The following is a 25,421-nucleotide window of genomic DNA, read 5'->3' on the forward strand; positions in this document are numbered from 1 at the left end:
TGGTGATTTCTCCAATTGATTTTCCGGTGTAGCGGTTTCCGACGTCTCGGAAAACCAAGTAGTTCTCTCAAAGTTACTTTTATTAACGGCGCATGCCCTGTTTTCTTTAGAGAAAATTTTAGATTTTTTTGAAAATAATTCGTTTGGAGGGGTAATCGTGACAAAGCGGATAAAAAAGCAAAAAAACTTTCATTTTTCGCTAAAGCTTCTTTTCGAATTGTCGATACAGGCAGGTTTTGCGTTAAATTCGGGCAAGGCCGTTCATCAGCCAAGCAAGGTCAATGCTAGGTTTGGCGCTTGTTTTGCTTGCGCCAGAATAGAAGTACTGACCTGTTGTAAAATCTGCTGCTTCACCATTTGCGTAGTTTCTTTGGCATAGTCAGTGTCTTGGATACGACTGTTGGAAGCGGCTAAGTTTTCGTGGATATTATCTAGATTATTGATCGCATGATTGAAGCGATTTTGATATGCACCTAACTCCGCACGACTGCCATCTACCGTTTTCAAAGCATCATCTAAAATGCCGACCGCCATCTGAGCGCCACCGACCGTGCTAATATCAATACTATCTACCGTTCTATTTACGGTGACATACTTGCCAAGTTCTAACTCATCAGCCAGGCCACCACTGAAGGTTGGTCCAGGGTATTTTATGGCGTCCTTGTGGGACATGAGTAACTGCAGTTGCCCCTCTTCATTAACAGACGCTTTCACTTTATCGGTTTGCCCATTAATGTAAGTCGCGAGTTCTTCTATATCGTCGCCAGCTTTAGCTTCAATACGGATCTCCTGTTCTTCAAAATTGTTATCACGGTAGCTGATAACAATTTCATTATTTCCGTTTTGAACCGTCCAATCTGAACTGACTCTTTGATATGAGCTCATTGAAAAGCTACCTAAAGATTCCGGCTGCATGGTCCGCAGGCCAATTTGTACCGCTTCACCAGCCGTTGCACCGATTTGAAAAGACGATGTACCGAATGTGCCATTCAGCAATTTACGTCCGCCAAAGGAGGTCGTTTCTGCAATACGACTTAACTCATCATTTAAAGCAGAGACTTCTTCTTGCAGTGCAGTACGCTCCGCTTTGCTGTTTGAACCGTTAGCTGATTGAAGCGACAAATCACGCATACGTTGCATAATGTTAGTCACTTCATTCATCGCCCCTTCGGCGGTTTGCATTATAGAAATGCCGTCATTCGCGTTACGTACCGCGACATCCAAACCACGCATTTGCGATTGCAGACGGTTGGAGATTTGCAGACCCGCAGCGTCATCCTTTGCGCTATTAATACGCATCCCTGAAGACAAACGCTCCATGGATTGGTTCAGCATATCCGTTGCACTGGTCAAATGACGTTGTGCGACAAGTGCTGCAACATTGGTATTAACGGTGATCGCCACGAATAAAGAGTCCTAAAATTAAGGCTTTGAGTACTTATCGACCAAGTAACAGAAAAGTTTAGTGTTTTTTGAAAAGAGATTGGAATAGAAATAGAAAACAAAAGCCCTCCAATTGGAGGGCTTAAGAAATAAAGTCTGAGAACTTACTTGATGGCTAGCTCTGCGAGCATTTCTTGTGAAGGAGCGAAGAAGTACGCACCAGTTACCGCTTTTGTGAAACGAAGCATTTGGTCTGTTTTACCATCTGTCACGCCGTACATACTTTCTAGCATCACTTTAATGTTATGAAGTGTATTGCAGTAAGAAATAAACAGCAGGCCATGAGGCCCTGTTACCGTCCCGTATGGCAAGCTATGACGGACAATCTTGAGACCTTTTCCTTCTTCTTTAATATCAACGCGACCAACGTGTGATGCAGCAGGAACGTCTTCTAGCTCTATAGAGTCTGGTTTGGTACGACCAATCACTTTTTCTTGCGCTTTGACATTCAAGCGATTCCAAGCGGCAAGGTTATGTTCGAAGCGTTGAGCCATGACATAACTACCTCCAGCAAATGGGCCCTCTTTTACTAGAGCCACATCAGCGCGAGCCTCCCCTTTCGGGTTTTCTGTGCCATCAATGAAGTCTGTCATATCACGAGCATCAAGGTAACGGTACCCATATGTTTCGTCCACAATGGTGACATCTTGTGCCGTCTCTTCTAGGAACTTACGCAACACGTAAAAATGCAAGTCGTGACGAGTCGAGTGACAGTGAATCAGTACATCTACGTCTGTTGCTGGAGCAACGATGTCACCTTCGCCAAGTTGAGTAAAATCAATAAGCTCTTCTGGCGCGTCTACATTAAGGTGTTCCCAAAACGATTTTGTGAATGCGATAGAAAGCGTCAGCGCTGCACCCGGCTGGGTAATGTTTAACTCTTCCACCAACTTTGGCAGTGCTTTCAGTTTTTCTAATACGTTTTCACGGTTTTGGTTCACTTTGAGTTGAGTGTACAGTGCAAATGGCCCGGCTTCTGGCACGATCGCCGTTTGAGCTTGTGACATTGAGGTTTCCTCTATTACTTTGCCCCAGAGTGGGAAGTTATTGTTTTTAATTCTTTGAATGCTGCTGTTCATCGTGCGCTAATTGTGGCACATGAAAACAGTCTTTTACCCATCTTCCATTTAGAAGATAGATCATAAACCAAGCTAATAAGGTAATGGTAAGGGCGTTTGCCCAATTAAACACTCCATGTTCTAGGTACACATGATACATGGTCTGAGCAAGTTGAATACCGCACAAGATCAAAGTGATCTCGCGACCATAGCGAGTAATTCTGTTTACCCATCCTCTGTCGGGATGACGAAGCCCCATTAACCACATAAGAAGCAAACTTGGAATGCCCATCGCCAAACCTAAATACAACGTACTTGAATCTGGGTAAACAATAGCGAGTAGCTTACTGCCACTATCACGACTTACACCAGCCATGGCAAACACCACCCATGAACGCACAAGAAACATCCATCCCACCCATAAAATGATCGGCGCCTTTAAAAATCCATGGGCGTCATATTGGTCAAACGAATAGCGCACAACATCTTCTTCTTTATGTGATAAAAACGTCACTTTAACCTATCGTTTCAGAGTTGCAAGCCAACAAAGATGAGAACTGAAGTTCATTTCAGCACCTTACACAGGTAAACTAAACAAAGATTTACAGCGACGTTGATGAGAAACATGAAAAAAAGAACTCCTGCCACCCCTGTGCCTTCTCAAGAAACTCAAGCCGAAGCGATGAGAATTGCCAAATCTACGCAGAAACCGGGGCAAACCAAAGAGCAAACCAAGCTCATCGCTCAAGGTATCGAAAAAGGCATCGCGCAATATAAGAAACAACAAAAAGAGCGCAACCGCCAAGCCGATAAAGCGAAGAAAAAACAGCAACGTGAAAAACAACGTCAGCATGAAGAGATTATCGAACAAGACAATATCACCGACGATGCGCCAAACCATTCATCAAGCAAACTGCCTTGGACACTACTTGTCCTGAGCTGGATTGGCTTTGCTGCTTACATAGTATTGGGGAAATAGCTAATGAAACGCCTGTTACTTGGACTTTTTGTCGTGCTTCTAACGGGTTGCACGATGCCTTCTCACCTTACTCATGCTCAAAGTCAAGATGTTCATATTCGCATTGACGCGCAATTCGACCCTGAGCGATGCGAATACAAAGGCGAAGTCACCGGAAGTGAAGGCCATTGGTATAACTACATTTTCATGACTAATGACGCGATGATGCAAGGCGCGATGAACGATTTAAAAAACAATGCAGCGGCTATCGATGCGGACACCGTTTTTATGGTTTCCCCACAAGATTTTATCACTTCATTTAGCGTGCTGGGTTCCGCCTACCGCTGCAATGGATGAGGCCTGAATATGAAAAAAGCCAGCAATTGCTGGCTTATGCACGAAATCCAAGACTGCTAGCGATATCTCTCTCCCGCTCTAGAACCCATTGGCTATCAAAAGGCCCCCAATCTGAAAGTTGATAATAGCCGTCATTATGACGTCGGCCATCTTGAACGAATATGAGTTCAATGCCGATCCCAGGTAACGCCTTGAGTACATCTTGAATAGTACGACGAGGCCACCCCGTTTTTTCGATCAACTTTGGCACATTCGGCCTTTCTAGGTTTTCCACCAACAAGGCCAAATATAGCCGCCTTGCAAAAACAGGACTCAATTCCATTGACACCTCCTAAAATTGTGCTGATTCATTATTTCGTTTTTGCTCAGCGAGGTGTTGCGTTTGATCAATAACTCGACTTTTCCATTTGATTTAGACGAATTTTTATTCGATTTATAGCGCATTCATCGTAAATAAGTTATGTGACATTAGTTATCTCAATCTATCTGAAAATATTTTCCACCGCATTTTGTCAGTTTGATTGCTTCTTGATAGGATGCTTTAACAGCCCAAATCACTTAAGTGCGTCTTAACCGCGCCAGTGAAAAATAGAACAAAGAAAAAGGAAACACTATGTCGATTACCATGTTTGGTATTCCCAACTGCGATACGATCAAAAAAGCCAAGAAATGGTTAGAAGCCGAGGATATTGCTTACGACTTCCATGACTACCGTAAGCAAGGCATTGATGCAGAAATGGTAAGTGAATTTTGTCGCGCTTTAGGTTGGGAACAGGTGCTCAATAAACGTGGCACAACCTACCGCCAATTAGCGCAAGAGCAGAAAGACACACTTAACGAGGAAAACGCCATCGCTCTTTTGGTAGAAAACCCTGCGATGATTAAACGCCCAATTTTAAAAGTGAATGATCAACTTCATATCGGTTTTAAAGCTGATCAATACGCTAGCATTTTCAACTCTTAAATAAAGGAATACTCAAGGATGACAGACAGTCCAGTATTGGCACTTGCTAAAGATCTGATCAGTAGACAGTCCGTAACGCCGGAAGACGCAGGTTGTCAGGATTTGATGATCGAGCGCTTAAAAGCACTCGGGTTTGAAATTGAAGTGATGGTATTTGAAGACACCACGAACTTCTGGGCTCGACGTGGTTCAGAAGCGCCGCTATTTGCGTTTGCTGGCCACACCGATGTGGTACCAGCTGGCAAATTGGAACACTGGAATACACATCCGTTTGAACCGACCATTATTGATGGTTACTTGCATGGCCGCGGCGCAGCTGACATGAAAGGGTCGCTAGCTGCTATGGTCGTTGCTGTCGAACGCTTCATTGAAGAAAACCCAGACCACAAAGGCTCAATTGGCTTTTTGATTACGTCAGATGAAGAAGGGCCATTTATCAATGGTACCGTTCGCGTTGTAGAAACGTTGATGGAACGTGGTGAGAACATCGATATGTGTATTGTTGGTGAACCATCCAGCACCGACGTGGTTGGCGATGTAGTGAAAAATGGACGCCGTGGATCCATCACTGGTGATTTAACGGTAAAAGGAACACAAGGCCACGTGGCCTACCCTCACCTAGCCAGCAATCCAGTGCACGAGTCTCTACTCGCGATTCATGAACTCGCGACGACGGAATGGGACAAAGGGAATGATTACTTCCCACCGACCAGTTTCCAGATCCCGAATGTATCGGCTGGCACTGGTGCGTCTAACGTTATTCCTGGCGAGTTCCATGTTCAGTTCAACCTACGTTTTAGTACTGAGCTTAACAATGACGCAATTGTTCAGCGTGTTACCGAAACATTGGACAAGCATGAGCTGGACTACGACCTAAAATGGACATTCAACGGTGACCCATTCCTGACCGATACGGGCGCACTGCTAGACGCGGTTGTAGCTGCTGTGGCCGAAGTCAATGATACGAAGCCAGCGCTACTTACAACTGGCGGTACTTCTGATGGTCGTTTTATTGCTCGAATGGGAGGTCAAGTCGTAGAGTTAGGCCCTGTTAACGCTACGATTCATAAAGTGAACGAGTGTGTGAAAGTCGACGATCTTGAAAAGTTGACGGACATGTACGAAAACACGTTGAAACACCTATTGGCGAAGTAATCAGCGAGAACACAATGACACCAGAGCAACTCACCGGAATCACTGATTCTCATCTTCAATCCACACTAGTGGGGCAAAAAGCGTTTCTACTCCACCCTGAAGTGTCTGACGATCTGCTAAAGATGATTGAAGCGGCAACAGAAGCAGGTTTCAAAATGGAAATCGCCAGTGGTTTTCGTGACTTTAATCGCCAAAAAGCCATCTGGAACGGGAAGTTTTCTGGTGAGTTGCCAATTCTCGACATCAACTCCCGCCCTTTGAATAAAGCAGAGTTAAATGACGAAGAGAAATTGATGGCCATTTTGCGCTGGTCGGCATTGCCCGGAGGAAGTCGTCATCATTGGGGTTGTGATTTTGATGTCTATGCGCGCAATTTATTGCCTGCTGACACAAAACTCAAGTTGGAACCTTGGGAGTATCTCGAAGGCCACCAGCAGGCGTTCTACCAATGGTTAAAAGCCAACCTTGGTCGGTTCGGTTTCTTCTTTCCTTATCAGCACGATTTAGGTGGCGTTTCGATTGAGCCTTGGCACATTAGTCACCGCGCTGTCGGGCAGCAATGCCTCGAGCAGTTGACGCTTGATGTACTCAGAAGCCAGTTGATTAAACAAAATCAGACCGACAACATTGCAGGGATTGACGTCATACTGAATAATTTGGATAACGTCGTTGCCAAATTTATTCACAATATCACGCCGCCGGAGGCTCTATGATAGAAATACTAACCAATCCTTGGGTCATTATTATTGTAGTGTTGAGCGTGGTCATTGGTAATATTGCCGCACTCAAATATACCGCAAAAATGAAGTTTGGTCAGATGGATAAAAGCCGTAAGAACGATTTAGATAAGCTGAACACATTGGATAAACAGCGCTACGCTGAAGAAGATAAAAACAAAAACGAGCCTCGTTAGTTACTCACCAGCTTCATCTCGACACATTTAATCTAAACATCAAAAAAGGGACCACTAGGTCCCTTTTCTATCATTAAGTAAACACGCCGCGTTAAGCTCGCTTTGTTTACTGCTTCACTGTTGCAGCCAATACAGGCGCTAGTGATTTCAAAAACTCTTCTTCTACTGGCTTGCCAGAGGAGTCGGTGATATTGATAGACGTACGGTTGCCTAAATCACCAAGTAAGAATGTGTACTTACCAGCGGCTAACTCCACTGGTTTAACGCCGATATCGTTCCAGAATTCATCATCCGGAGATGCATATTTCGCAGTGATTGTGCCCTGAGACTGGCTACGCTCTTCAATCTTAAAGCCCATCTTAGGTAGAATATTAGGCAGACGCTGCCAAAGCATGTTGTATTGCGCACGCGCGATAATCACTGGAAGTCCGCTGCGGTCTTTACCCATTGTGATTGGGATCTGTTTAACCAACTCTTGCGCTTTACGCTGTGCTTCTTCACGCACTTCTTGGTCGTAGCGAGCGGTGACCAAGTTCGTCATGAACACATTGTAGCGCTCACGGTTGGTCGCCGTTACTTCTTTCACTTGATTGCCTTCACGCCAGTCAATAAGGCTCACCTTAAAGCCGTGTCGACCATTTGCTTCAGCGCGTACGATTTCATATCGGCTGCCAATTTCTAGCTCTTCATCTGGCGAATCCCAAGTCACCCATCCTGTCTCGATGCGAGAGTCTGTTTGGCTTTCAACTGGAATCTCGTTAGCCGCGACCATGTTTTGCACCGTTTGCCAAACTTTATCTAGTTCATCTTTACGAAGTAGCCAAAGTGTCACTTCACCATCACTACTGCGGTCTAGACGTGCACCGGGAATAAGCTCTAGGACTTGTTGAGGTGGACGAATGTCGACATCTTTACCGACACCACCAGCGTAGTTACCCTGAGGGATCTCGTAGTTAGGGTAAAACTGAGGCTGTGCACCCTGTGGGACATTCCACTCACCCAAATTTGGGGAGTTCAAATACTCGAAGTCATCTTTTGCTTGACGACGTTGATTGGCACCACCTGAACAGGCAGTCAATACGAATACAGCTAATGAACTTAACACTAACTGGCTTGAAAGCTTCATCTATACTCCTAAAACACCGAGGGCGCTTTGGCCCCCAGTATGAACTTCAATCCTAGTAACTCAATCTTAATAGCTCAATCTTAATAAATATGGGCGTCTGTTAGCGCCTGCTCGACGATCGGCTGCGATTTTTCAGAAAGCGTAGTTAAAGGAAGACGCAAACCACCTTCTTCAATCAAACCAAGCTTTTGCGCTGCCCATTTTACTGGGATAGGGCTTGCTTCGATGAAAAGGTTTTTGTGTAGAGTCATCAAGCGTTGGTTAATCGCTTCTGCTTCTTCGTACTTACCTTCACTTGCCAAATGGAACATGTCTGCCATGTCTTTAGCTGCAATATTGTTCGTTACCGAGATAACACCATTGCCGCCAAGTTTCACAAAATCCAGCCCTGTCGCATCATCGCCACTTAGTAAGATAAAATCTTCGCCACAAAGTTCACGATGAATTGCAATTCGTTCCAAATCGCCCGTTGCATCTTTTAGAGCCACGATATTATCAAGCTTTGACAAGCGTGCCACTGTTTCTGGCTGCATATCAACAGCAGTACGGCCTGGTACGTTGTACAAAATTAGAGGCACATCACTCGCTTCGGCAATTGCCTTGTAATGTAGAAACAAACCCTCTTGAGTTGGTTTGTTGTAATACGGTGTCACACTCAGGAAGCCAGCAATACCAGAATCAGCCAGTAATTTGCTAAATGTTACTGCCTCATGGGTTGCATTTGCACCCGTGCCAGCAATCACAGGGATGCGACCGTCGGCAAACTCAACAGTTTTATTAACGACCTTTACATGCTCTTCAATGGTCAGTGTCGCTGACTCACCTGTTGTGCCTACTGCCACAATACCGTCTGTACCCGCTTCAACGTGGTACTCTACTAGCTTTTGCAGACCGTCAAAGTCTACTTCGCCATCTGCTTTGAATGGCGTAATCAGCGCTACGATACTTCCTGAAAACATGTTTATCTCCCTCATTTAACTCTTTCTGCATGGTACTTTAATGCGATTGAAAAACACAAGAGCGTAAACTCGCTTACAAAGTACAAATGAATGAATAATTACCAGTTGTTAGAGGTCTAGCAACTTAATTGCTCTATTTGGTTTGATTAACGGCAATATTGATAATCGTGTTGGGCTTTCGAGTGACTTTAGAATCTATCAGTGATTTGGAAAATACTGAAGAGCACAAGCAAGGAAAATATACTCTTTGGTCTTGTTAGCCAAGTCAGCTCTAAGTGAATAAAACGGCCAGACAATAGGCGAGCGCATCATGCAAACGTTTTGTTTATCCTACAGCCTGCATTTACTGTTTATTTCCCACCACTCCCCTCAACATCCTCCTGCTTTTTATAGACTAAAAAAGAACTGGCTCGATATTTCTTCGCAATATCTGTGCTAACATCTCTCTATTGAAGAAAGGACAAGAAGCTCATTTATGAAGCAACATCTGGTACTTACAGCAGTTGGAACGGACCGTCCAGGCATTTGTAACCAAGTCGTACAGCTCGTTACTCAAGCTGGTTGTAACATAGTCGATAGCCGTATCGCTATCTTTGGCAGCGAATTTACGCTGATCATGCTCCTGACTGGGAACGCCAGCAGCGTGACTCGAGTTGAAACGCAATTGCCCCTGCTTGGCCAAGAACATGACCTTATTACGATCATGAAACGCACAGCGGCGCACGAACTGCTCGATAACAGCTACACCATGGAAGTGTTTATTGAGTCTGAAGACCGCCCTGGGCTAACTGAAAAATTTACTAAGTTCTTCGCTGATCAGCAGATTGGTTTAGACTCTCTTAGCGCGCAAACCATCAGCAAGTCGAAAATTCAACTCGATTCTGACCAGTTTCATATTGCGATTACTGCATCTGTAAGCGCGGATTTTAATTTGATGCAGTTACAAGAAGACTTCGATGAACTTTGTAAGTCGCTCAACGTACAAGGTTCTCTGAATTTCATTAAAAACACACTATAAAGTAAAGGAAATCAAAATGAATACGCTGACAGCAGGCTCGCCAGCGCCAGCCTTCTCTTTGCTCGACCAAGACGGAAATACCGTTTCTCTTGAAGACTTTAAAGGCAAGAAAGTACTTTTCTACTTTTACCCTAAGGCGATGACGCCGGGTTGTACTACACAAGCAAAAGGCCTTCGTGACATCAAAGCTGAACTCGATGCACATAACGTGGTGGTACTCGGCGTAAGCATCGACCCTGTAAAGCGCCTAGGCAAGTTCATCGAGCGCGATAATTTAAACTTCACTCTGCTTTCAGATGAAGATCATGCCGTTGCAGACCAGTTCGGCGTTTGGGGCGAAAAGAAATTCATGGGCAAAGTATACGACGGTCTTCACCGCATTAGCTTTCTGATCAATGAAGAAGGCGTGATCGAACACGTGTTTAACAAGTTCAAAACCAAAGATCACCACGAAGTCGTATTAAACTACTTAAACGAAAACGCTTAAACGCTATTGTTTTTCTACAAACAAAAAGCCCAGCAAACTGCTGGGCTTTCTTTTAACCATCGTACCTTTGGTAACAACTACTCTTGTTCGACAGGTTCGTTTTCTTCCGTGCTTGGTAATGCATGCCATACGGCTTTGACTAATGTCGCTAAAGGAATGGCAAAGAACACCCCCCAAAAACCCCACAGCCCACCAAAGACTAATACAGCCACAATGATAGCAACTGGGTGTAAGTTTACTGCCTCGGAAAACAGAACAGGAACCAAGACATTACCATCAAGCGCCTGGATAATACCGTAAGCAAGCAACAACCAATAAAACGGAGGCGTTAAACCCCATTGAAACAAACCAACGATGGCAACAGGCACAGTAACAGCCGCCGCACCGATATAAGGAATCAAAACCGATAGACCAACGGCTACGGCAAGCAACGCCGAGTAACGAAGATCTAAAAGGGCAAAAGTTACGTAGCTCACACCGCCCACGATTAAAATCTCTAACACTTTACCGCGAATGTAATTTGATATCTGCTCGTTCATTTCATGCCAAACTTTATTCGCCAATTTACGGTTTTTCGGCAGAATACCGCTTGCGATTCGCAGCATTTCTTCTTTGTCTTTAAGCAAAAAGAAGATCAGAAGTGGCACTAAGATCAAATATACCGCTAGCGTTGCAATGCTAACTAATGAAGCAAGCGACCCTTTGACGACACTTTCACCCAGCCCCAATGCTTGGTTTTTGGCGTTCGTCACCACGGTTTCTACTATTTCTAAATTGGCTAGTTCAGGGTGGCGCTCTGGCAATGTGACAATAAATTTTTGTAGCCCGTTGTACATGTTCGGAATATCGTTAATTAGATTACCGACCTGAGTCCAAATCGTCGGAACCAAGCCAAACAACGCAATTAACATTAACCCGACAAAGACCAAGATCACGATAATAACCGACAAAGTGCGCGGCACGCCCATACGACACATTTTGACAACTGGCCATTCAAGTAGATAAGCCAAAACGATCGCGACAAGTAATGGCGCAATCAAGTGTCCAAAGAAGTAAATGGTGATAAAGCCAAACAGCAAGATCGCGACGAGACTTACTGCGTGAGGGTCAGAGAAACGTCGTTTATACCAACGACTAACCATTTCAAACATCTTATGCGGATTCCTTATTGAAGACAGTCAATGTGTAGTGCTCTGATGTAGATTGGCAATCAACTGAGTACCCTTGGGCACTAAGATAGTTCACAATGTCTCGTTTAGAGCTGTTGTCCACCACTTGAATGACAAGTTGATGATACTGCTTTGCTTCTCCTTGAAAGACCTCAGCAGCATGACGCTTTGCAAGTAACAGTGCCATAGGACAACGTTGCTCACGCAAATCAAGTAACATGGATTCCATTGTATTGCTCTGCACTTATGATAGGGTTGTATTGTAACGGCTTTTTGAGCTGGTGCTAGCACTTCTGACATGATTTAACCACATGCTGAAATAGCTCGGATATAAAATAATTTACGAAACCAATTCATTTATTTCCGGTCTTACTGTTAGCTTATATCCTCACGGATAACCAAAACGTATGTGGCGCTGTTAATAGGCTCTCGACCTGTAACCACATGCTTATGTATTTTGGAGAACCTTTTAAACGTATGTTAAAACGCACTCGCTCGCTAGTTTGCTTATGTCTTGCTGCTGCCATCAGTTCGCCGACAACTTATGCCAATAGCATTGACTTGCCAGACATTGGCACAGCTGCTGGTGGTACGCTTTCAATAGACCAAGAGTTGATTTATGGCGACGCCTATATGCGTATGCTCAGAGCCAGTAAACCTATCGTTAATGACCCTGTCATCAATGAATATATTGACTCTCTTGGGCACAAATTAGTGGCCAATGCGAATGATGTAAAAACGCCGTTCCACTTCTTTATGATTCGCGACCGTAATATCAACGCATTCGCGTTTTTTGGTGGCTATGTAGCGCTGCATTCTGGGTTGTTTCTTCATGCTCGTTCAGAAAGTGAGCTGGCCTCTGTTGTCGCTCACGAGATAGCGCACGTCACACAACGTCACCTTGCTCGGAGTATGGAAGAACAAGCACGCCGCTCTCCGGCCACATTAGCCGCACTTGCGGGGGCACTACTGCTTTCAATTGCCTCACCCGAAGCGGGGATGGCTGCAATTACAGCAGCAACCGCGGGCAACATGCAAAGTCAAATCAACTACACTCGCGCGAATGAAAAAGAAGCGGATCGCTTTGGTATTTCGACACTAGCAAAAGCCGGTTTTGATGTTCAAGCAATGCCAAGGTTTTTTGGCCGTCTTGCTGATGAGTATCGTTATGCAAGTAAACCGCCACCAATGCTCCTGACTCACCCTCTGCCTGAAGATCGAATTACCGATAGCCGTGCGCGAGCAAGAACCTATCCTCCAATGCGTGTTGTGCCTTCAATAGACTATCATCTAGCTCGCGCGCGCATTGTGGCTCGTTACGCTGGCATTGATGGACAAGCCGCCCTGAGCTGGTTTGAGAGAACCCAAAAGAAAGCCTCTGCGGACATTACACCTGCTTTTGATTATGGTCGAGCACTCGTGCATTTAGACAATAAACGCCTATCTCAAGCGGAACCAATTTTGAAAAAGTTACTGGAACAAGACCCAAGTAACCCGTTTTACTTGGACGCTATGACGGATTTATATATCGAGAAGAAGCAGCCAGAAAAAGCGACCGAGATGCTCCGTAAAGCGTTATCTCGTAACCCTCAAAATAAAGTATTAACCATTAACTACGCCAATGCGCTACTTGAGGACAATAAAAACGATCAAGCCACGCGAGTTCTTCAAAGGTACACTCATGACTATCCTGAAGATACAAATGGCTGGCACCTAATATCGAAGAGCTACCACGCGCTAGGGCGTAGCGATGAAGAATTGGCTGCTCGAGCGGAAATTTTGGCATTGCGAGCAAATTGGAATAAAGCGATTCAATATTATAGTGAAGCAAGTAAAATGGCCAAGTTGGGCAGCTTAGAGCAAGCGCGATACGATGCCCGTATCGACCAACTCATGATCCAAAGAGATCGATTCATGGCATTACAATAACGAAATGGAGAAAACCATGTCAGTCGTGATTTATCACAACCCTCGTTGCTCAAAGAGCCGTCAAACACTTGAACTACTTGAGCAAAATGGTGTTACACCGGAAGTCGTCAAATACCTAGACACACCACTTAACGTGGATGAACTAAAAGCGCTGTACGCCCAGCTTGGCTTTTCATCTGTACGTGAAATGATGCGCACTAAAGAAAGTGAATATAAAGAGCTTGGCTTAGGCGAAGACTCCGTCAGCGATGAGCAATTATTCGAAGCTATGGCGAAAAATCCAAAGTTGTTTGAGCGTCCGGTTGTCGTTGCTAACGGCAAAGCAAAAATTGGTCGCCCACCAGAGCAAGTGTTGGATATTTTATAAATGGATTGCCAGATCCTTATTTTGTATTTCAGCCGTCATGGCTCGACAAAACAACTGGCAAGACAAATAGCAAGAGGAGTCGAATCGACTCCTCAATGCCAAGCAATTTTGCGTACAGTTGAAGAATTGTCACCTCACTCACACTCCCCTTCTGATCCAATTGTTACTCTAGAGGAACTAAAAACGTGCGACGGTCTAGCGTTTGGCAGTCCCGTCTGGTTTGGCAACATGGCTGCGCCTTTAAAGCACTTCTGGGATCAGACTACATCTTTATGGGTCAGTGGTGACTTAATCGATAAGCCTGCTTGTGTCTTTACCTCTTCGTCCTCAATGCATGGTGGTCAAGAAACAACGTTACAAAGCATGATGACCCCTTTATTGCATCACGGGATGATGGTTTTGGGCATTCCTTATTCCGAGCCAGAGTTACACACTACGCAGTCCGGAGGCACTCCGTATGGCGCCAGCAGTGTAGGCCATGAGGCAACCCTAAGCAGTGAAGAGATTCGCCTGGCACAACAATTAGGCAAAAGGCTGGCAACTGCAGCGTTAAAACTAAAAGTCTGTTAGTAAAATCAAGGATAGTTAATCGATGTCTGACTCTTTAGACCAAACACCACTCGGTACACAGGCTAAAACCTATCGTTACCTGGCTTTATTTGGCAACTTAGCCTTATTAGCCTGGGTCGCTATTTGGCAGCTTGCGTTATCCCCTCACCCTCACCTCAGCAGCACAACACTTGCTATTGCTTGGTGTATTCCGCTACTACTTCCGTTACCTGGTATTTTAGCTGGTAAGCCTTACACTCATGCTTGGGCTAACTTTGTTCTTATGCTGTATTTCTTGCATGCGCTGACCATCCTTTATGTGGATGGGGGTGAACGCTGGCTTGCGGCAGTGGAACTGATACTGACTTCACTCGGTTTCGCTGGCAATATTTTGTTTGCTAGAGCGAGAGGCAAAGAGCTAGGTCTTAAGTTGAAACGCCTCTCTCAAGTAGAAAAAGAAGAAAAAGCGAAATTCAATAAATAACGCCAATTGCAGTCAATCACTGATCATTGGTTCGAATACGAATTTAGAAAACAAAAAGAGTCGCTATTGCGACTCTTTTTTATGCTTACCACATTGGTCTTTGATCCTTGCGTTTCACGCCTGGAACGCTACGAAGGCGATTACGATGCCGAGCGCCACTCGTAGATCAAGTCATACTGTTCTCGGACAGGCTCCACAATCATCGGCTGAGTTGGCTGTGTTTCGTCACTTGCTTCTGCCACAACATTTACTGGTACTTCAGGCTGCGCTTCTTTTGGCGTCGCGGCGTCTTTTGCTTCATTACTCTGAACCAATGGCTCTTCTTCTTGAGTTGAAGCTGGGGCATCAACTTCACCTAAAGGATCTTCAAAAACCATTAATTGAGAAATAGAAGAAGCTTCTTTCTCAAAAGCTTGTTGTGATGCCAAAAGGTGGATGTTGAGCGTTAACTCGTCCCCTTGAACACGCTTAATCTCTGTACCCGCAACCGAATTAAGTTGTTTTAGCGCATTCTCTAAACGGAAGAAGTCCGTGGCAGAGGTTACATTAAGGACTTTCACTGCTAGCGCTTTTGAAGACTTTCCTGAAACCACAACTGCACTCTTACTTGCATAGTAGTCTGCGATGCCATCCACCATTTCTGCAATAGCATTAGCACCTGATGCAGACCCGCTACGCGGAGAACGTTGCGCCTCTACAATTCTCGTTGGCGACTGGTCGTAGAGTGTCCAACGAATTTGTTCACCTTGAGCTCGTACAACCAAAACGGCGTCAGCTGGGTAGCGCTGGCTAGCTTGACCAATTGGCTCAATAAAGCCGCCCCAAAGATCAGAGACATTAACACCGGTTACATCATCAAAATCCCCAACCGGGATAGTGATTGGTAGGCCTCTTAGTTTCGCTGCGCTACGAAGTGCTGCAACATTTGAAGATTCAGAATGTTCCCACGCAATGTTACGATCGTAACCCTGTTCTTCAACCATCCAAACTAAAATATTGGCACGATTTGGCGACCAAGATGGCAATTGTGCTTGTGTTAAAAGAGAGCTGATTTGGTCGTTGTTAAACAACATTTTTAAGCTCGCTTTTCCATCAACCTGCCCATAGCTCAGTTGAGAAATGTAACGCGCACTTGAGCTAAGTGCCTTTTTAATCACTGGATTGCTTAAAGAGGATTGAGAACCGGTCGCTCGAACAATCACATCCTGCATACCTTGTTGACGAGCCAAAGACTCACCGTCGTTCTGCTCACTGTCGATAACCACTTCGGCACGATAGATATCCACCTGAGTTAATGCATATACTGGTAGGGACAACCAACCTATCAGTAAGAGAGCTAAATAGCGCATAGTTTTTATAATCCTCTGAACAAGAACCCGAATAATAAGCAACTATCAAATCTTGAGCAAGGTAAGTACTGAGTAAATTGTCTGTATTATGACCAGCTTTGTTAACTCGGGCCTCAACCAGCGCTTCAGTGCTATTTTTTATAATAAACTCATTGCTTATTAAGCTATCTCAACAAGTTAGGCTGTCCATTTTTCATCTTCACGCAAGACACGTAAAAGAGGACAATTTGCAAGCAAGCAACTCTCAAAAGTGCTATTTATGGGAAAAATTCAATCGAAAGTTTGATCTATGCAACATTGCAAACGATTGCAAGATGATAGTATTCGCCGGATTTGTCTGCGTATCTTGAAAATAGGGAATTATTATGAAAAACGCGTTACAAGGCGCTCAAATGCTCTTTGTCGCTTTTGGTGCTTTGGTGCTTGTGCCGCTCCTAACTGGCCTTGATCCAAACGTAGCCCTCTTTGGTGCCGGTGTCGGTACTCTCCTCTTCCAATTAATGACTAAACGTTCTGTTCCCATCTTCCTTGCCTCTTCTTTTGCGTTTATTGCTCCTATTATGTTCGGTATCCAAACTTGGGGTATCGGTGCAACGATGGGCGGCTTGATGGCAGCGGGCTTAGTTTATGTGGCTCTAGGGGCGATGATCAAAGTGCGCGGTGTTGGATTTATCCATAAAATTCTCCCGCCTGTTGTCGTTGGCCCTGTGATCATGGTTATCGGCCTTGGCCTTGCCCCAACAGCAGTGAACATGGCGGTAGGTAAAACTGGTGATGGATCTGCACAGCTAGTTAATGGTGATGCTGCGATCATTATCTCGGCGGTCTCACTGCTCACAACCATTGTACTTAGCGTTTTTGCAAAAGGCTTTTTGAAGCTCGTTCCTATTGTTGGTGGTATTCTTGCTGGTTACTCTGTTTCTCTATTCTACGGTGTGGTTGATTTCACTCCCGTAGAACAAGCGGCTTGGCTAGCCATGCCAAACTTCACCGCGCCAGAGTTCAATATCAACGCAATTTTGTTCATGATTCCTGTCGCTATCGCACCTGCGGTTGAGCACGTAGGTGACATGCTTGCTATCTCAAACGTTACAGGTAAAAACTACCTGAAAAAACCAGGCCTTCACCGCACAATCGCAGGTGACGGGGTGGCAACTATCGCAGCTTCGATGGTGGGTGCTCCACCAAACACCACTTACAGTGAAGTAACAGGAGCGGTAATGCTAACCAAAGCATTTAACCCTGTGATCATGACTTGGGCAGCAATCACCGCAATCGTACTTGCATTGGTAGGTAAGCTAGGTGCGGTTCTTCAAACGATTCCAGTTCCTGTCATGGGCGGCATCATGATTCTGCTGTTCGGCTCCATCGCAACGGTAGGCCTCAACACACTGATCAAGAATAACGTTGATTTACATAAGTCTCGTAACCTAGTGATTGTTGCCGTCACACTTGTGTTTGGCATTGGTGGTATGGCTTTCGGTATTGGTGAGTTCAGTCTACAGGGTGTGAGCCTATGCGGTATCGTGGCAATTATTCTTAACCTTGTGCTACCAAACGATTTAGGTGAAAACCACGTTGTGGATAACGCACAAATGGAAGAAGAAAGCGCGAAATAGTTCGTTTGCGCCGCTTTATTAGGTGGCGTGTCTTACTCTTCTCCTCTTGTAGATACAAAAAAGGCTTGGTTTTCACCAAGCCTTTTTCTGTTCAGTCATAGTAATACATCAAAGAATTACTTAGTACCGAAGATCTTATCACCTGCATCGCCTAGACCCGGAACGATGTAGCCTTTGTCATTAAGCTTCTCATCGATTGCCGCAGTGTATAGCTCAACATCTGGGTGTGCTTTTTCTAGCGCTTCAATACCTTCTGGTGCAGCAACAAGTACCAGCACTTTGATTTGGTTACAACCTTTCTCTTTTAGGAGATCGATCGTAGCAATCATAGAACCACCTGTTGCAAGCATTGGGTCAACAACAAGCGCAATACGCTCCTCGATGTTTGAAGCAAGCTTGTTGAAGTAAGGAACTGGCTCAAGCGTTTCTTCATCACGGTAAATACCCACAACACTGATACGTGCGCTTGGCATGTGCTCAAGAACTCCATCCATCATGCCTAGACCTGCACGTAGGATTGGCACTACGGTTACTTTTTTACCTTTAATCTGGTCTACTTCTACCGGACCGTTCCAACCATCAATGGTCACTTTTTCTGTTTCAAAGTCTGACGTTGCTTCGTAAGTAAGTAGGCTACCGACCTCAGTCGCTAACTCACGAAAACGTTTTGTGCTGATGTCACCTTCTCTCATTAGACCAATTTTATGTTTTACTAGAGGGTGCTTTACTTCAACAACTTTCATGTCCATCTCCGGCTATAGTTGGCAATATTTAAACAAACCTTCAGATTATACATGATTTTCACAGGGATATCAGGATAAATCACTAAAGAAAAAAACAGACGCAAACGTTTGCCATCTATGTTTAAGCACTGTTAGAATAGCGCCGTTTTCATATCCAACTTAATACCGAGGACTTCCCTGTGAGTGGTAACAACTCTTCTCTTAGCTATAAAGACGCTGGTGTAGATATTGATGCAGGCAACGCGCTTGTGGATCGTATTAAGGGTGCGGTAAAACGTACTCGTCGCCCTGAAGTTATGGGTGGTATCGGTGGTTTTGGCGCGCTATGCGAATTGCCAACTAAATACAAACAACCTGTACTGGTTTCCGGTACTGATGGCGTTGGCACAAAACTTCGCCTAGCACTGGATATGAACAAGCACGACACGATCGGCATCGACCTAGTGGCAATGTGTGTAAATGATCTTATCGTGCAAGGCGCAGAGCCACTGTTTTTCCTAGATTACTACGCAACAGGCAAACTAGACGTTGATACCGCAGCGGATGTTGTTTCAGGTATCGCAGAAGGGTGTGTTCAAGCAGGTTGTGCCCTAATTGGTGGCGAAACTGCGGAGATGCCGGGCATGTATGAAGGCGAAGACTACGACGTAGCTGGTTTCTGTGTTGGCGTAGTAGAAAAAGAAGACGTGATTGACGGCACGAAAGTCGCTGCTGGTGATGCACTTATCGCTGTTGGCTCAAGCGGCCCACACTCAAACGGTTACTCCCTTATCCGTAAGATCCTAGAAGTATCTGGTGCAGATAAGAGCGAAGAGCTAGCAGGCCGCACTATTGGTGAGCACCTACTAGAACCAACAAAAATTTACATCAAGTCAGCACTTAAGATGATTGAGAAACACGACATCCATGCGATTTCTCATATCACTGGTGGTGGTTTCTGGGAAAACATCCCACGCGTACTGCCTGAAGGCACGAAAGCAGTTATCGATGGTAACAGTTGGGAATGGCCAGTTATCTTCAAGTGGCTACAAGAGAAAGGCAACGTCGACACACACGAAATGTACCGCACATTCAACTGTGGTGTAGGTCTAATCGTCGCACTACCGAAAGACCAGGCAGATGCAGCAGTTGCTCTTCTTAAAGAAGAAGGCGAAAACGCGTGGGTGATTGGTCAAATCGCACAAGCAGACGCGAACGAAGAGCAAGTTGAAATCCAATAATTTGCAAATCGAGCTCAAAAGATAAGAAGAATGAGGACACTAGATGACTAGGTCCTCATTTTGCTATCTAGAACACTAAAAACCATTCTATTAGTAGGTAGTTTAGAAGCTACATAACTCCAACCTACAATACCAAGGCGCTCTCGACATCATGAAAAACCATACCCTAAAAAACATTGTGGTCCTCATCTCGGGTAACGGAAGTAACCTGCAAGCTATCTTGGAAGCTTGCGAAGACAGCATGCCAAACGCACGAGTGGCAGCCGTGTTCTCTAACAAAGCAGATGCTTTTGGTTTAGAACGTGCAAAAAAGTTTGATGTGGACGGTCACTTTGTCGACCCTAAAGCATTCAGCTCGCGTGAAAGCTTTGATGCAGAGCTAATGAGTCAAATAGATGAATACCAACCAGACGTGATTATTCTTGCTGGTTACATGCGCATTCTGAGCAGCGCATTTGTTTCTCATTACATGGGTAAGATGATCAATATCCACCCTTCTCTTCTACCAAAATATCCTGGGCTACACACACACCAGAGAGCAATTGATGCTGGCGATAAAGAACATGGTACGAGTGTGCACTTTGTAACGGAAGAGCTTGATGGTGGCCCTGTCATACTGCAAGCAAAAGTTCCTGTGTTCGAAGACGATGATGCTAGTGTACTTGCGGCACGTGTTCAGGCGCAGGAGCACCGAATCTACCCTATGGTGGCTAAGTGGCTGGTAGACGAGCGGTTGATCATGAAAGATGGTAAAGCCTATTTAGATGGCGCAGAACTTGGCGCACACGGCTACGCCTCCGATGAGTAGTCCTGAATACCAAATTCCAAACACAAAAGAGCAGCCTGAAAGCTGCCTTTTGTTATTTTGAAACATATAAAACTGATTCAAGAAAACCATGGTGAGACTAGAAACCTAAAACCCAACATTCTAAAAAGTCCCATAACCACTTGAGTAACATAACACTCGGAAAGTAGATTCTGAATCTGGTTCGTTCTTCACCGTTCAGACTGACGAGGTGTTTTATGAGAAATTTCTATCAGTTACGTCTTTACAGCAAGCCTTAGCGAGACTAGGACTCTACTACCAGCACTCTAGAAAGTAAGAATGCTCATCCGTATCCGCCCTCGGTTTAAAACGCATAAAAATAAAGCTCGCGATTAAGCGAGCTTTATTTTTATATTCAGAGTAAGAGACCATCACTCTAACGGTTCGGTTGGCGCTTGATTGCCCGGCTTAGCCGCCGCAAAAGGCACATTTACCAGTTCAGAGGCATTATTTTTGACTAGTTCACCTAGGTGAAACAAGCCGTATTCGCCAGGTTTCATACGCTGCCAAGCTTCGTTGCCCGTCAAAGGTTGAGTTGCGATCACAGAAACGATGTCATGTGGCGTGGTTTCTTCTTGGAAGTTAATTTCCACATCTTCATCAAGCAAAGCAGCTTTTCCAAACGGTGCGCGTCTTGTGATCCAATACAAATGATTGGTGCAATACGTCATTACATACTCACCATCACTCAGAAGCATGTTAAATACACCCTTCTCTCTTAGCTCATCACAACATTTAGCAACATATAAGAATACCGACTCCATATCCTTTGGTGGCTCAGGATATCGATCTTCCATTTGCTTCAATAACCAGCAAAATGCCAGTTCACTATCTGTTTCACCGACAGGTCGATGTCGACCTGTATGCAAGTCTTGATAGCCAGAGAGTTGACCGTTATGCGCAAACGTCCAATACCTACCCCACAGCTCACGTGTAAAGGGATGAGTATTTTCTAAATTAACACCACCACGATTCGCCTGTCGGATATGACTAACGACCGCACGACTTTTGATGGGATAATTTTGTACCAACTCTGCTATTTTAGACTCACAACTTGGCTTGGGATCTTTGAAGGTTCGAAAGCCCTTCCCTTCGTAGAAGGTGATCCCCCATCCGTCACGGTGTGGGCCAGTTCGACCTCCACGCTGCATGAGCCCAGTAAAACTGAAACAAATATCTGTTGGAACATTGGCGCTCATACCGAGCAATTCACACATGGTTTAAAAAACTCCCTAACAACACAGCTCGAAACGGTGGCCGTAAAACGATTATTCCATCTCTTTTTCAATCAACTGGATGATGATATGAATAATCTTAATATGAATTTCCTGAATGCGGTCTGCATAACCAAAGTGTGGCACGCGAATTTCAATATCTGCAAGGCCTGCCATTTTGCCGCCATCTTTGCCTGTTAGCGCAATCGTCTTCATGCCTTTCGCTTGTGCTGCTTCAATCGCTTTCAGGATGTTACCTGAGTTACCTGACGTCGACAGACCAAACAGTACGTCACCTTTTCGACCAACCGCTTCTACATAGCGTGAAAACACGAAGTCATAACCAAAGTCATTACTCACACAAGAAAGGTGGCTTGGATCTGAAATAGCAATACCAGCATAGCCAGGACGATTTTCTCGGTAACGGCCTGTTAGCTCTTCGGCAAAGTGCATTGAATCACAGTGAGAACCACCGTTACCACATGACAATACTTTACCATCTTGCTTGAATGAGTCAGCAATCATTTTCGCCGCTGCTTCGATTTGCGCAATGTTATGGTCATCGCTTAAAAATTTGTTGAGCACTTCAGCAGCTTCGTTTAATTCACTTCTAATCAGATCATGGTACATAAGACGTTCTCTTTATTATTTCGGCTTCAGTCAGCTCTTGACTCACTGAGCAAATTGTTCTGATACCAATTTGGTATCGGACATTTCATAAACCTGAACTCGGGTTTGATTACTCTGAGTTTACCCACAAACGAGAATTAGTGTCGATAGTGAACCAACAGATTTAGATTAGTGATGGTAATAAACTTGTCAACTTGCTCATGAAACCATCACTCAAATCTCAACTTTAGAATTTTAACTCTACTTAGATCACTTTTTATCCAATCTTATGTTTTACATTTCCTTAATATTTTGATTACACTTAAACCAACTGGTTAGACCTCTTACCTAACATACAGACGTACAAAACTTATAAAGTCTGAAAAGGAAAATACATATGGACATCTTGCTCTCAATCATCACGATGGCGATCGTGCTAGGCATTACGCTCTACCACCGCATGTCTCTCGTGAAATCTATTAGCTTACTCACCGCAGCCATGCTGGCTCTTACAGTAGCTGGTACTGTCGGCGTTATTGGTTGGGCTATTTACGTTCTCGCCGCAGCTGTGCTCGCGGTTCCTGGCGTACGTCAGTCTTTAATTAGCCGCAAAGCGTTAGTACTTTTCAAGAAAGTGCTGCCAGCTATGTCTCAAACCGAAAAAGAAGCGTTAGACGCAGGTACCGTCTGGTGGGAAGCCGAACTATTTAAAGGCAAACCAGAGTGGCAAAAGCTACACGCAATTCAAGCACCTAAGTTAAGTGCGGAAGAACAAGCCTTTTTAGACGGCCCTGTGAATGAAGTGTGCGCCATGGTGAGTGATTTCCAAGTGACCCATGAACTCGCGGACTTACCGCCAGAAGTTTGGCAATACCTGAAAGATCATAAGTTCTTCGCCATGATCATTAAGAAAAAGTACGGTGGTCTGGAATTCTCAGCATACGCGCAATCACTAGTACTACAAAAACTAACGGGTGTTTCTGGCGTTCTATCGTCTACCGTTGGTGTTCCTAACTCTTTGGGCCCAGGTGAGCTACTGCAACACTACGGTACTGAAGATCAGAAAAATCATTACTTACCGCGTCTAGCTGAAGGTAAGGAAATCCCTTGTTTCGCCCTAACAAGTCCAGAAGCGGGTTCTGACGCTGGATCTATTCCAGATTACGGTGTGGTCTGTAAAGGCGAATGGGAAGGAAAAGAAGTACTGGGTATGCGCCTGACTTGGAACAAGCGCTACATCACCCTAGCGCCAGTCGCAACGGTACTAGGCTTAGCATTCAAACTTCGCGATCCTGAAGGTTTGCTAGGCGACAAAGAAGATCTTGGCATCACTTGTGCGCTTATCCCAACTGATGTCAAAGGTGTTGAGATTGGTAACCGACACTTCCCACTCAATGTGCCATTCCAAAATGGTCCAACGCGCGGTAAAGACATCTTTGTTCCTATCGATTTCATTATCGGTGGCGAAAAAATGGCGGGCCAAGGTTGGCGTATGCTGGTTGAGTGTCTGTCGGTTGGACGTGGTATCACGCTACCTTCAAACTCAACAGGTGGCATCAAAACTGCGGCAATGGCAACCGGTGCTTACTCACGTATTCGCCGTCAGTTCAAACAGCCGATCGGCCATATGGAAGGAGTTGAAGAACCATTAGCACGCTTGGGTGGTAATGCTTACGTGATGGATGCAGCAAGCAACTTAACCGTTGCGGGTATCGACTTAGGTGAAAAGCCATCAGTAATCTCAGCTATCGTGAAGTATCACTGTACGCACCGCGGCCAGCAAAGCATCATCGATGCAATGGACATCGTAGGCGGTAAAGGTATCTGTATGGGACCTTCTAACTTCCTAGCTCGTGGTTACCAAGGTGCGCCAATCGCGGTAACGGTTGAGGGTGCTAACATTCTAACACGCTCAATGATCATCTTTGGCCAAGGCGCAATCCGTTGCCATCCGTACGTTCTTGAAGAAATGAACGCGGCGTATTCTGAAGCAAGTAATGCTGTCGAGAAATTTGACAAAGCGCTTGCTGGTCACGTGAGCTTTACAATGAGTAACCTAGTGCGCAGTATCTGGTTTGGTTTGAGCGATGGTCTGGGCTCTTCATCACCAACCAAAGATGCAACCAAGCGTTACTACCAACAATTGAACCGTTACAGTGCAAACCTTGCTCTGCTATCGGATATCTCAATGGCAGTGCTAGGTGGCTCTTTGAAGCGTAAAGAGCGTCTATCAGCGCGTCTTGGTGACATTCTAAGCCAGCTATATTTGAGCTCTGCGACGTTGAAACGCTTTGAGCAAGATGGCCGTCCTGTTGAAGATTTGCCATTAGTACAGTGGGGCTTGCAAGACAGCTTGAAGCAAACTGAAGCGGCAGTTGATGAGTTCCTAGCGAACTTCCCGAACAAAGTGATTGGTCGTGCACTGCGCGTGTTAATCATGCCATTTGGCCGCGTACGTAAAGCACCAAGCGACAAGCTAGACAGCAAAGTCGCTCGTATTCTACAAACGCCAAGTGCAACGCGCTCGCGCATTGGTCGCGGTCAATACCTTGAACCAACCGAGCACAACGCAGCAGGTAAGATTGAGCTTGCGCTGTCAGTCATTCTTCAAGCTGAACCTGTGTTTGACAAAGTATGTAAAGCGCAAGGTAAGCGTCGCCCATTCTTACGTTTGGATATGATTGCTCAGGAAGGGCTAGAGCAAGGCTTTATCACGCAAGAAGAAGCCGATCTACTCAGAGAAGCGGAACAGCATCGTCTAGATACAATCAACGTTGACGATTTTGAGCCGGAACTGCTTGCCGCAAAGCCGCTATACCCTCAGATGGATAGTGTCGCGTAACTCTAGAATCTGAGACCACAAACGGGAGTATCAGCTCCCGTTTTTTATTGCTTCCAGAATCGC

At 45.1% G+C, this 25,421-nt stretch carries 29 protein-coding genes; 16 read left to right on the forward strand and 13 right to left on the reverse strand.

Features of this window, described 5'->3' with window-relative positions:
* The 4 genes from R7D93_RS11100 to R7D93_RS11115 form a co-directional block, all read right to left on the reverse strand.
* Positions 1 to 272, reverse strand: a 272-nt coding sequence (locus tag R7D93_RS11100; RefSeq protein ID WP_225474167.1) for a hypothetical protein, incomplete at its 3' end; no start/stop codon positions are given.
* Complete coding sequence (locus R7D93_RS11105) at positions 265 to 1,404, reverse strand: flagellin (RefSeq protein WP_225496580.1); 1,140 nt, start codon at positions 1,402 to 1,404, stop codon at positions 265 to 267. The genes R7D93_RS11100 and R7D93_RS11105, both read right to left, overlap by 8 nt.
* A 143-nt stretch (positions 1,405 to 1,547) precedes the next feature.
* The gene (locus tag R7D93_RS11110) at positions 1,548 to 2,450 is read right to left on the reverse strand and encodes a Dyp-type peroxidase (RefSeq protein ID WP_033907102.1); all 903 of its coding nucleotides are present in this window, start codon (positions 2,448 to 2,450) and stop codon (positions 1,548 to 1,550) included.
* Positions 2,451 to 2,496: 46 nt separating this feature from the next.
* Complete coding sequence (locus R7D93_RS11115; RefSeq protein WP_025768263.1) at positions 2,497 to 2,982, reverse strand: DUF2919 domain-containing protein; 486 nt, start codon at positions 2,980 to 2,982, stop codon at positions 2,497 to 2,499.
* A 144-nt stretch (positions 2,983 to 3,126) separates the two neighbouring features.
* On the opposite strand from R7D93_RS11115, the gene R7D93_RS11120 reads away from it, so the two are divergent.
* Both R7D93_RS11120 and R7D93_RS11125 read left to right on the forward strand, forming a co-directional pair.
* Positions 3,127 to 3,480, forward strand: a complete 354-nt coding sequence (locus R7D93_RS11120) for a DUF2956 domain-containing protein (protein ID WP_005380437.1) — start codon at positions 3,127 to 3,129, stop codon at positions 3,478 to 3,480.
* Between the two features lie 3 nt (positions 3,481 to 3,483).
* Positions 3,484 to 3,816, forward strand: a complete 333-nt coding sequence (locus tag R7D93_RS11125) for a DUF4156 domain-containing protein (RefSeq protein ID WP_005380435.1) — start codon at positions 3,484 to 3,486, stop codon at positions 3,814 to 3,816.
* Between the two features lie 34 nt (positions 3,817 to 3,850).
* Here R7D93_RS11125 and R7D93_RS11130 read toward each other — a convergent pair whose 3' ends face one another.
* On the reverse strand, positions 3,851 to 4,138 hold the full coding sequence (locus R7D93_RS11130; RefSeq protein WP_005380433.1) for a winged helix-turn-helix domain-containing protein: 288 nt from the start codon (positions 4,136 to 4,138) through the stop codon (positions 3,851 to 3,853).
* 291 nt (positions 4,139 to 4,429) lie between these two features.
* On the opposite strand from R7D93_RS11130, the gene R7D93_RS11135 reads away from it, so the two are divergent.
* The 4 genes from R7D93_RS11135 to R7D93_RS11150 are packed head-to-tail and all read left to right on the forward strand — an operon-like array spanning position 4,430 to position 6,848.
* Positions 4,430 to 4,780, forward strand: coding sequence for an ArsC family reductase (locus R7D93_RS11135; protein ID WP_005380431.1), 351 nt, complete (start codon positions 4,430 to 4,432; stop codon positions 4,778 to 4,780).
* 18 nt (positions 4,781 to 4,798) lie between these two features.
* The gene (dapE, locus tag R7D93_RS11140) at positions 4,799 to 5,935 is read left to right on the forward strand and encodes a succinyl-diaminopimelate desuccinylase (protein WP_005380429.1); all 1,137 of its coding nucleotides are present in this window, start codon (positions 4,799 to 4,801) and stop codon (positions 5,933 to 5,935) included.
* A 14-nt stretch (positions 5,936 to 5,949) separates the two neighbouring features.
* Positions 5,950 to 6,648, forward strand: a complete 699-nt coding sequence (locus R7D93_RS11145; RefSeq protein WP_213868591.1) for a M15 family metallopeptidase — start codon at positions 5,950 to 5,952, stop codon at positions 6,646 to 6,648.
* Positions 6,645 to 6,848 carry a DUF2897 family protein gene (locus R7D93_RS11150; RefSeq protein WP_005380425.1) on the forward strand — a complete coding sequence of 68 codons (204 nt, stop codon included), beginning with the start codon at positions 6,645 to 6,647 and terminating at the stop codon, positions 6,846 to 6,848. The genes R7D93_RS11145 and R7D93_RS11150 overlap by 4 nt, the downstream gene beginning before the upstream one ends.
* 106 nt (positions 6,849 to 6,954) lie before the next feature.
* On the opposite strand, the gene bamC is transcribed toward R7D93_RS11150, so the two are convergent.
* Both bamC and dapA read right to left on the reverse strand, forming a co-directional pair.
* Entirely contained in the window at positions 6,955 to 7,974 is a 1,020-nt protein-coding gene (gene bamC, locus R7D93_RS11155) for an outer membrane protein assembly factor BamC (RefSeq protein ID WP_005380424.1), read from the reverse strand.
* Positions 7,975 to 8,054: 80 nt separating this feature from the next.
* A complete protein-coding gene (gene dapA, locus R7D93_RS11160) occupies positions 8,055 to 8,933 on the reverse strand; it encodes a 4-hydroxy-tetrahydrodipicolinate synthase (RefSeq protein ID WP_005380422.1) in 879 nt (292 codons plus the stop codon).
* A gap of 475 nt (positions 8,934 to 9,408) precedes the next feature.
* On the opposite strand from dapA, the gene R7D93_RS11165 reads away from it, so the two are divergent.
* Positions 9,409 to 9,951, forward strand: coding sequence for a glycine cleavage system protein R (locus R7D93_RS11165; RefSeq protein ID WP_005380420.1), 543 nt, complete (start codon positions 9,409 to 9,411; stop codon positions 9,949 to 9,951).
* Between the two features lie 16 nt (positions 9,952 to 9,967).
* Positions 9,968 to 10,438 (forward strand): thioredoxin-dependent thiol peroxidase, encoded by a 471-nt coding sequence (bcp, locus tag R7D93_RS11170; protein ID WP_151515043.1) that lies wholly within the window; start codon positions 9,968 to 9,970, stop codon positions 10,436 to 10,438.
* A gap of 77 nt (positions 10,439 to 10,515) precedes the next feature.
* Here the strand turns inward: bcp and R7D93_RS11175 are convergent, their stop codons facing one another.
* Both R7D93_RS11175 and R7D93_RS11180 read right to left on the reverse strand, forming a co-directional pair.
* Positions 10,516 to 11,589, reverse strand: coding sequence for an AI-2E family transporter (locus tag R7D93_RS11175; protein ID WP_005389843.1), 1,074 nt, complete (start codon positions 11,587 to 11,589; stop codon positions 10,516 to 10,518).
* Between the two features lies 1 nt (position 11,590).
* On the reverse strand, positions 11,591 to 11,827 hold the full coding sequence (locus tag R7D93_RS11180) for a sulfurtransferase TusA family protein (RefSeq protein WP_005380414.1): 237 nt from the start codon (positions 11,825 to 11,827) through the stop codon (positions 11,591 to 11,593).
* 257 nt (positions 11,828 to 12,084) lie between these two features.
* On the opposite strand from R7D93_RS11180, the gene R7D93_RS11185 reads away from it, so the two are divergent.
* From R7D93_RS11185 to R7D93_RS11200, 4 genes are read left to right on the forward strand one after another with little or no spacing between them, the layout of a single operon-like run.
* Positions 12,085 to 13,536 (forward strand): tetratricopeptide repeat protein, encoded by a 1,452-nt coding sequence (locus R7D93_RS11185; RefSeq protein WP_005394337.1) that lies wholly within the window; start codon positions 12,085 to 12,087, stop codon positions 13,534 to 13,536.
* 16 nt (positions 13,537 to 13,552) lie between these two features.
* Entirely contained in the window at positions 13,553 to 13,903 is a 351-nt protein-coding gene (gene arsC, locus R7D93_RS11190) for an arsenate reductase (glutaredoxin) (RefSeq protein WP_005380410.1), read from the forward strand.
* Complete coding sequence (gene wrbA, locus R7D93_RS11195) at positions 13,904 to 14,473, forward strand: NAD(P)H:quinone oxidoreductase (protein ID WP_005380409.1); 570 nt, start codon at positions 13,904 to 13,906, stop codon at positions 14,471 to 14,473.
* Positions 14,474 to 14,495: 22 nt separating this feature from the next.
* Positions 14,496 to 14,936, forward strand: a complete 441-nt coding sequence (locus R7D93_RS11200; protein ID WP_005380407.1) for a DUF2069 domain-containing protein — start codon at positions 14,496 to 14,498, stop codon at positions 14,934 to 14,936.
* A gap of 140 nt (positions 14,937 to 15,076) precedes the next feature.
* Here R7D93_RS11200 and R7D93_RS11205 read toward each other — a convergent pair whose 3' ends face one another.
* Positions 15,077 to 16,285, reverse strand: coding sequence for a DUF2066 domain-containing protein (locus R7D93_RS11205; protein ID WP_033907510.1), 1,209 nt, complete (start codon positions 16,283 to 16,285; stop codon positions 15,077 to 15,079).
* A gap of 365 nt (positions 16,286 to 16,650) precedes the next feature.
* Between R7D93_RS11205 and R7D93_RS11210 the strand changes: the two genes are divergently transcribed.
* Positions 16,651 to 17,904, forward strand: coding sequence for a uracil-xanthine permease family protein (locus R7D93_RS11210; protein ID WP_225496582.1), 1,254 nt, complete (start codon positions 16,651 to 16,653; stop codon positions 17,902 to 17,904).
* Positions 17,905 to 18,020: 116 nt separating this feature from the next.
* Here the strand turns inward: R7D93_RS11210 and upp are convergent, their stop codons facing one another.
* A complete protein-coding gene (gene upp / locus R7D93_RS11215; RefSeq protein ID WP_005380401.1) occupies positions 18,021 to 18,647 on the reverse strand; it encodes a uracil phosphoribosyltransferase in 627 nt (208 codons plus the stop codon).
* 179 nt (positions 18,648 to 18,826) lie between these two features.
* Between upp and purM the strand changes: the two genes are divergently transcribed.
* Positions 18,827 to 19,867, forward strand: a complete 1,041-nt coding sequence (gene purM, locus R7D93_RS11220; RefSeq protein ID WP_005389861.1) for a phosphoribosylformylglycinamidine cyclo-ligase — start codon at positions 18,827 to 18,829, stop codon at positions 19,865 to 19,867.
* Between the two features lie 151 nt (positions 19,868 to 20,018).
* On the forward strand, positions 20,019 to 20,675 hold the full coding sequence (gene purN / locus R7D93_RS11225; protein ID WP_225496584.1) for a phosphoribosylglycinamide formyltransferase: 657 nt from the start codon (positions 20,019 to 20,021) through the stop codon (positions 20,673 to 20,675).
* Positions 20,676 to 21,064: 389 nt separating this feature from the next.
* On the opposite strand, the gene R7D93_RS11230 is transcribed toward purN, so the two are convergent.
* Positions 21,065 to 21,910: a class II glutamine amidotransferase gene (locus R7D93_RS11230; RefSeq protein ID WP_005380394.1), complete on the reverse strand. Its 846-nt coding sequence runs from the start codon at positions 21,908 to 21,910 to the stop codon at positions 21,065 to 21,067.
* 51 nt (positions 21,911 to 21,961) lie between these two features.
* On the reverse strand, positions 21,962 to 22,537 hold the full coding sequence (gene lpcA / locus R7D93_RS11235) for a D-sedoheptulose 7-phosphate isomerase (protein ID WP_005380392.1): 576 nt from the start codon (positions 22,535 to 22,537) through the stop codon (positions 21,962 to 21,964).
* Between the two features lie 376 nt (positions 22,538 to 22,913).
* On the opposite strand from lpcA, the gene fadE reads away from it, so the two are divergent.
* Positions 22,914 to 25,358 (forward strand): acyl-CoA dehydrogenase FadE, encoded by a 2,445-nt coding sequence (gene fadE / locus R7D93_RS11240; protein ID WP_225496586.1) that lies wholly within the window; start codon positions 22,914 to 22,916, stop codon positions 25,356 to 25,358.
* Positions 25,359 to 25,421 lie beyond the last annotated feature (63 nt).

Source organism: Vibrio sp. YT-15 (genome assembly GCF_033337445.1).
GTDB classification, from domain to species: domain Bacteria; phylum Pseudomonadota; class Gammaproteobacteria; order Enterobacterales; family Vibrionaceae; genus Vibrio; species Vibrio alginolyticus.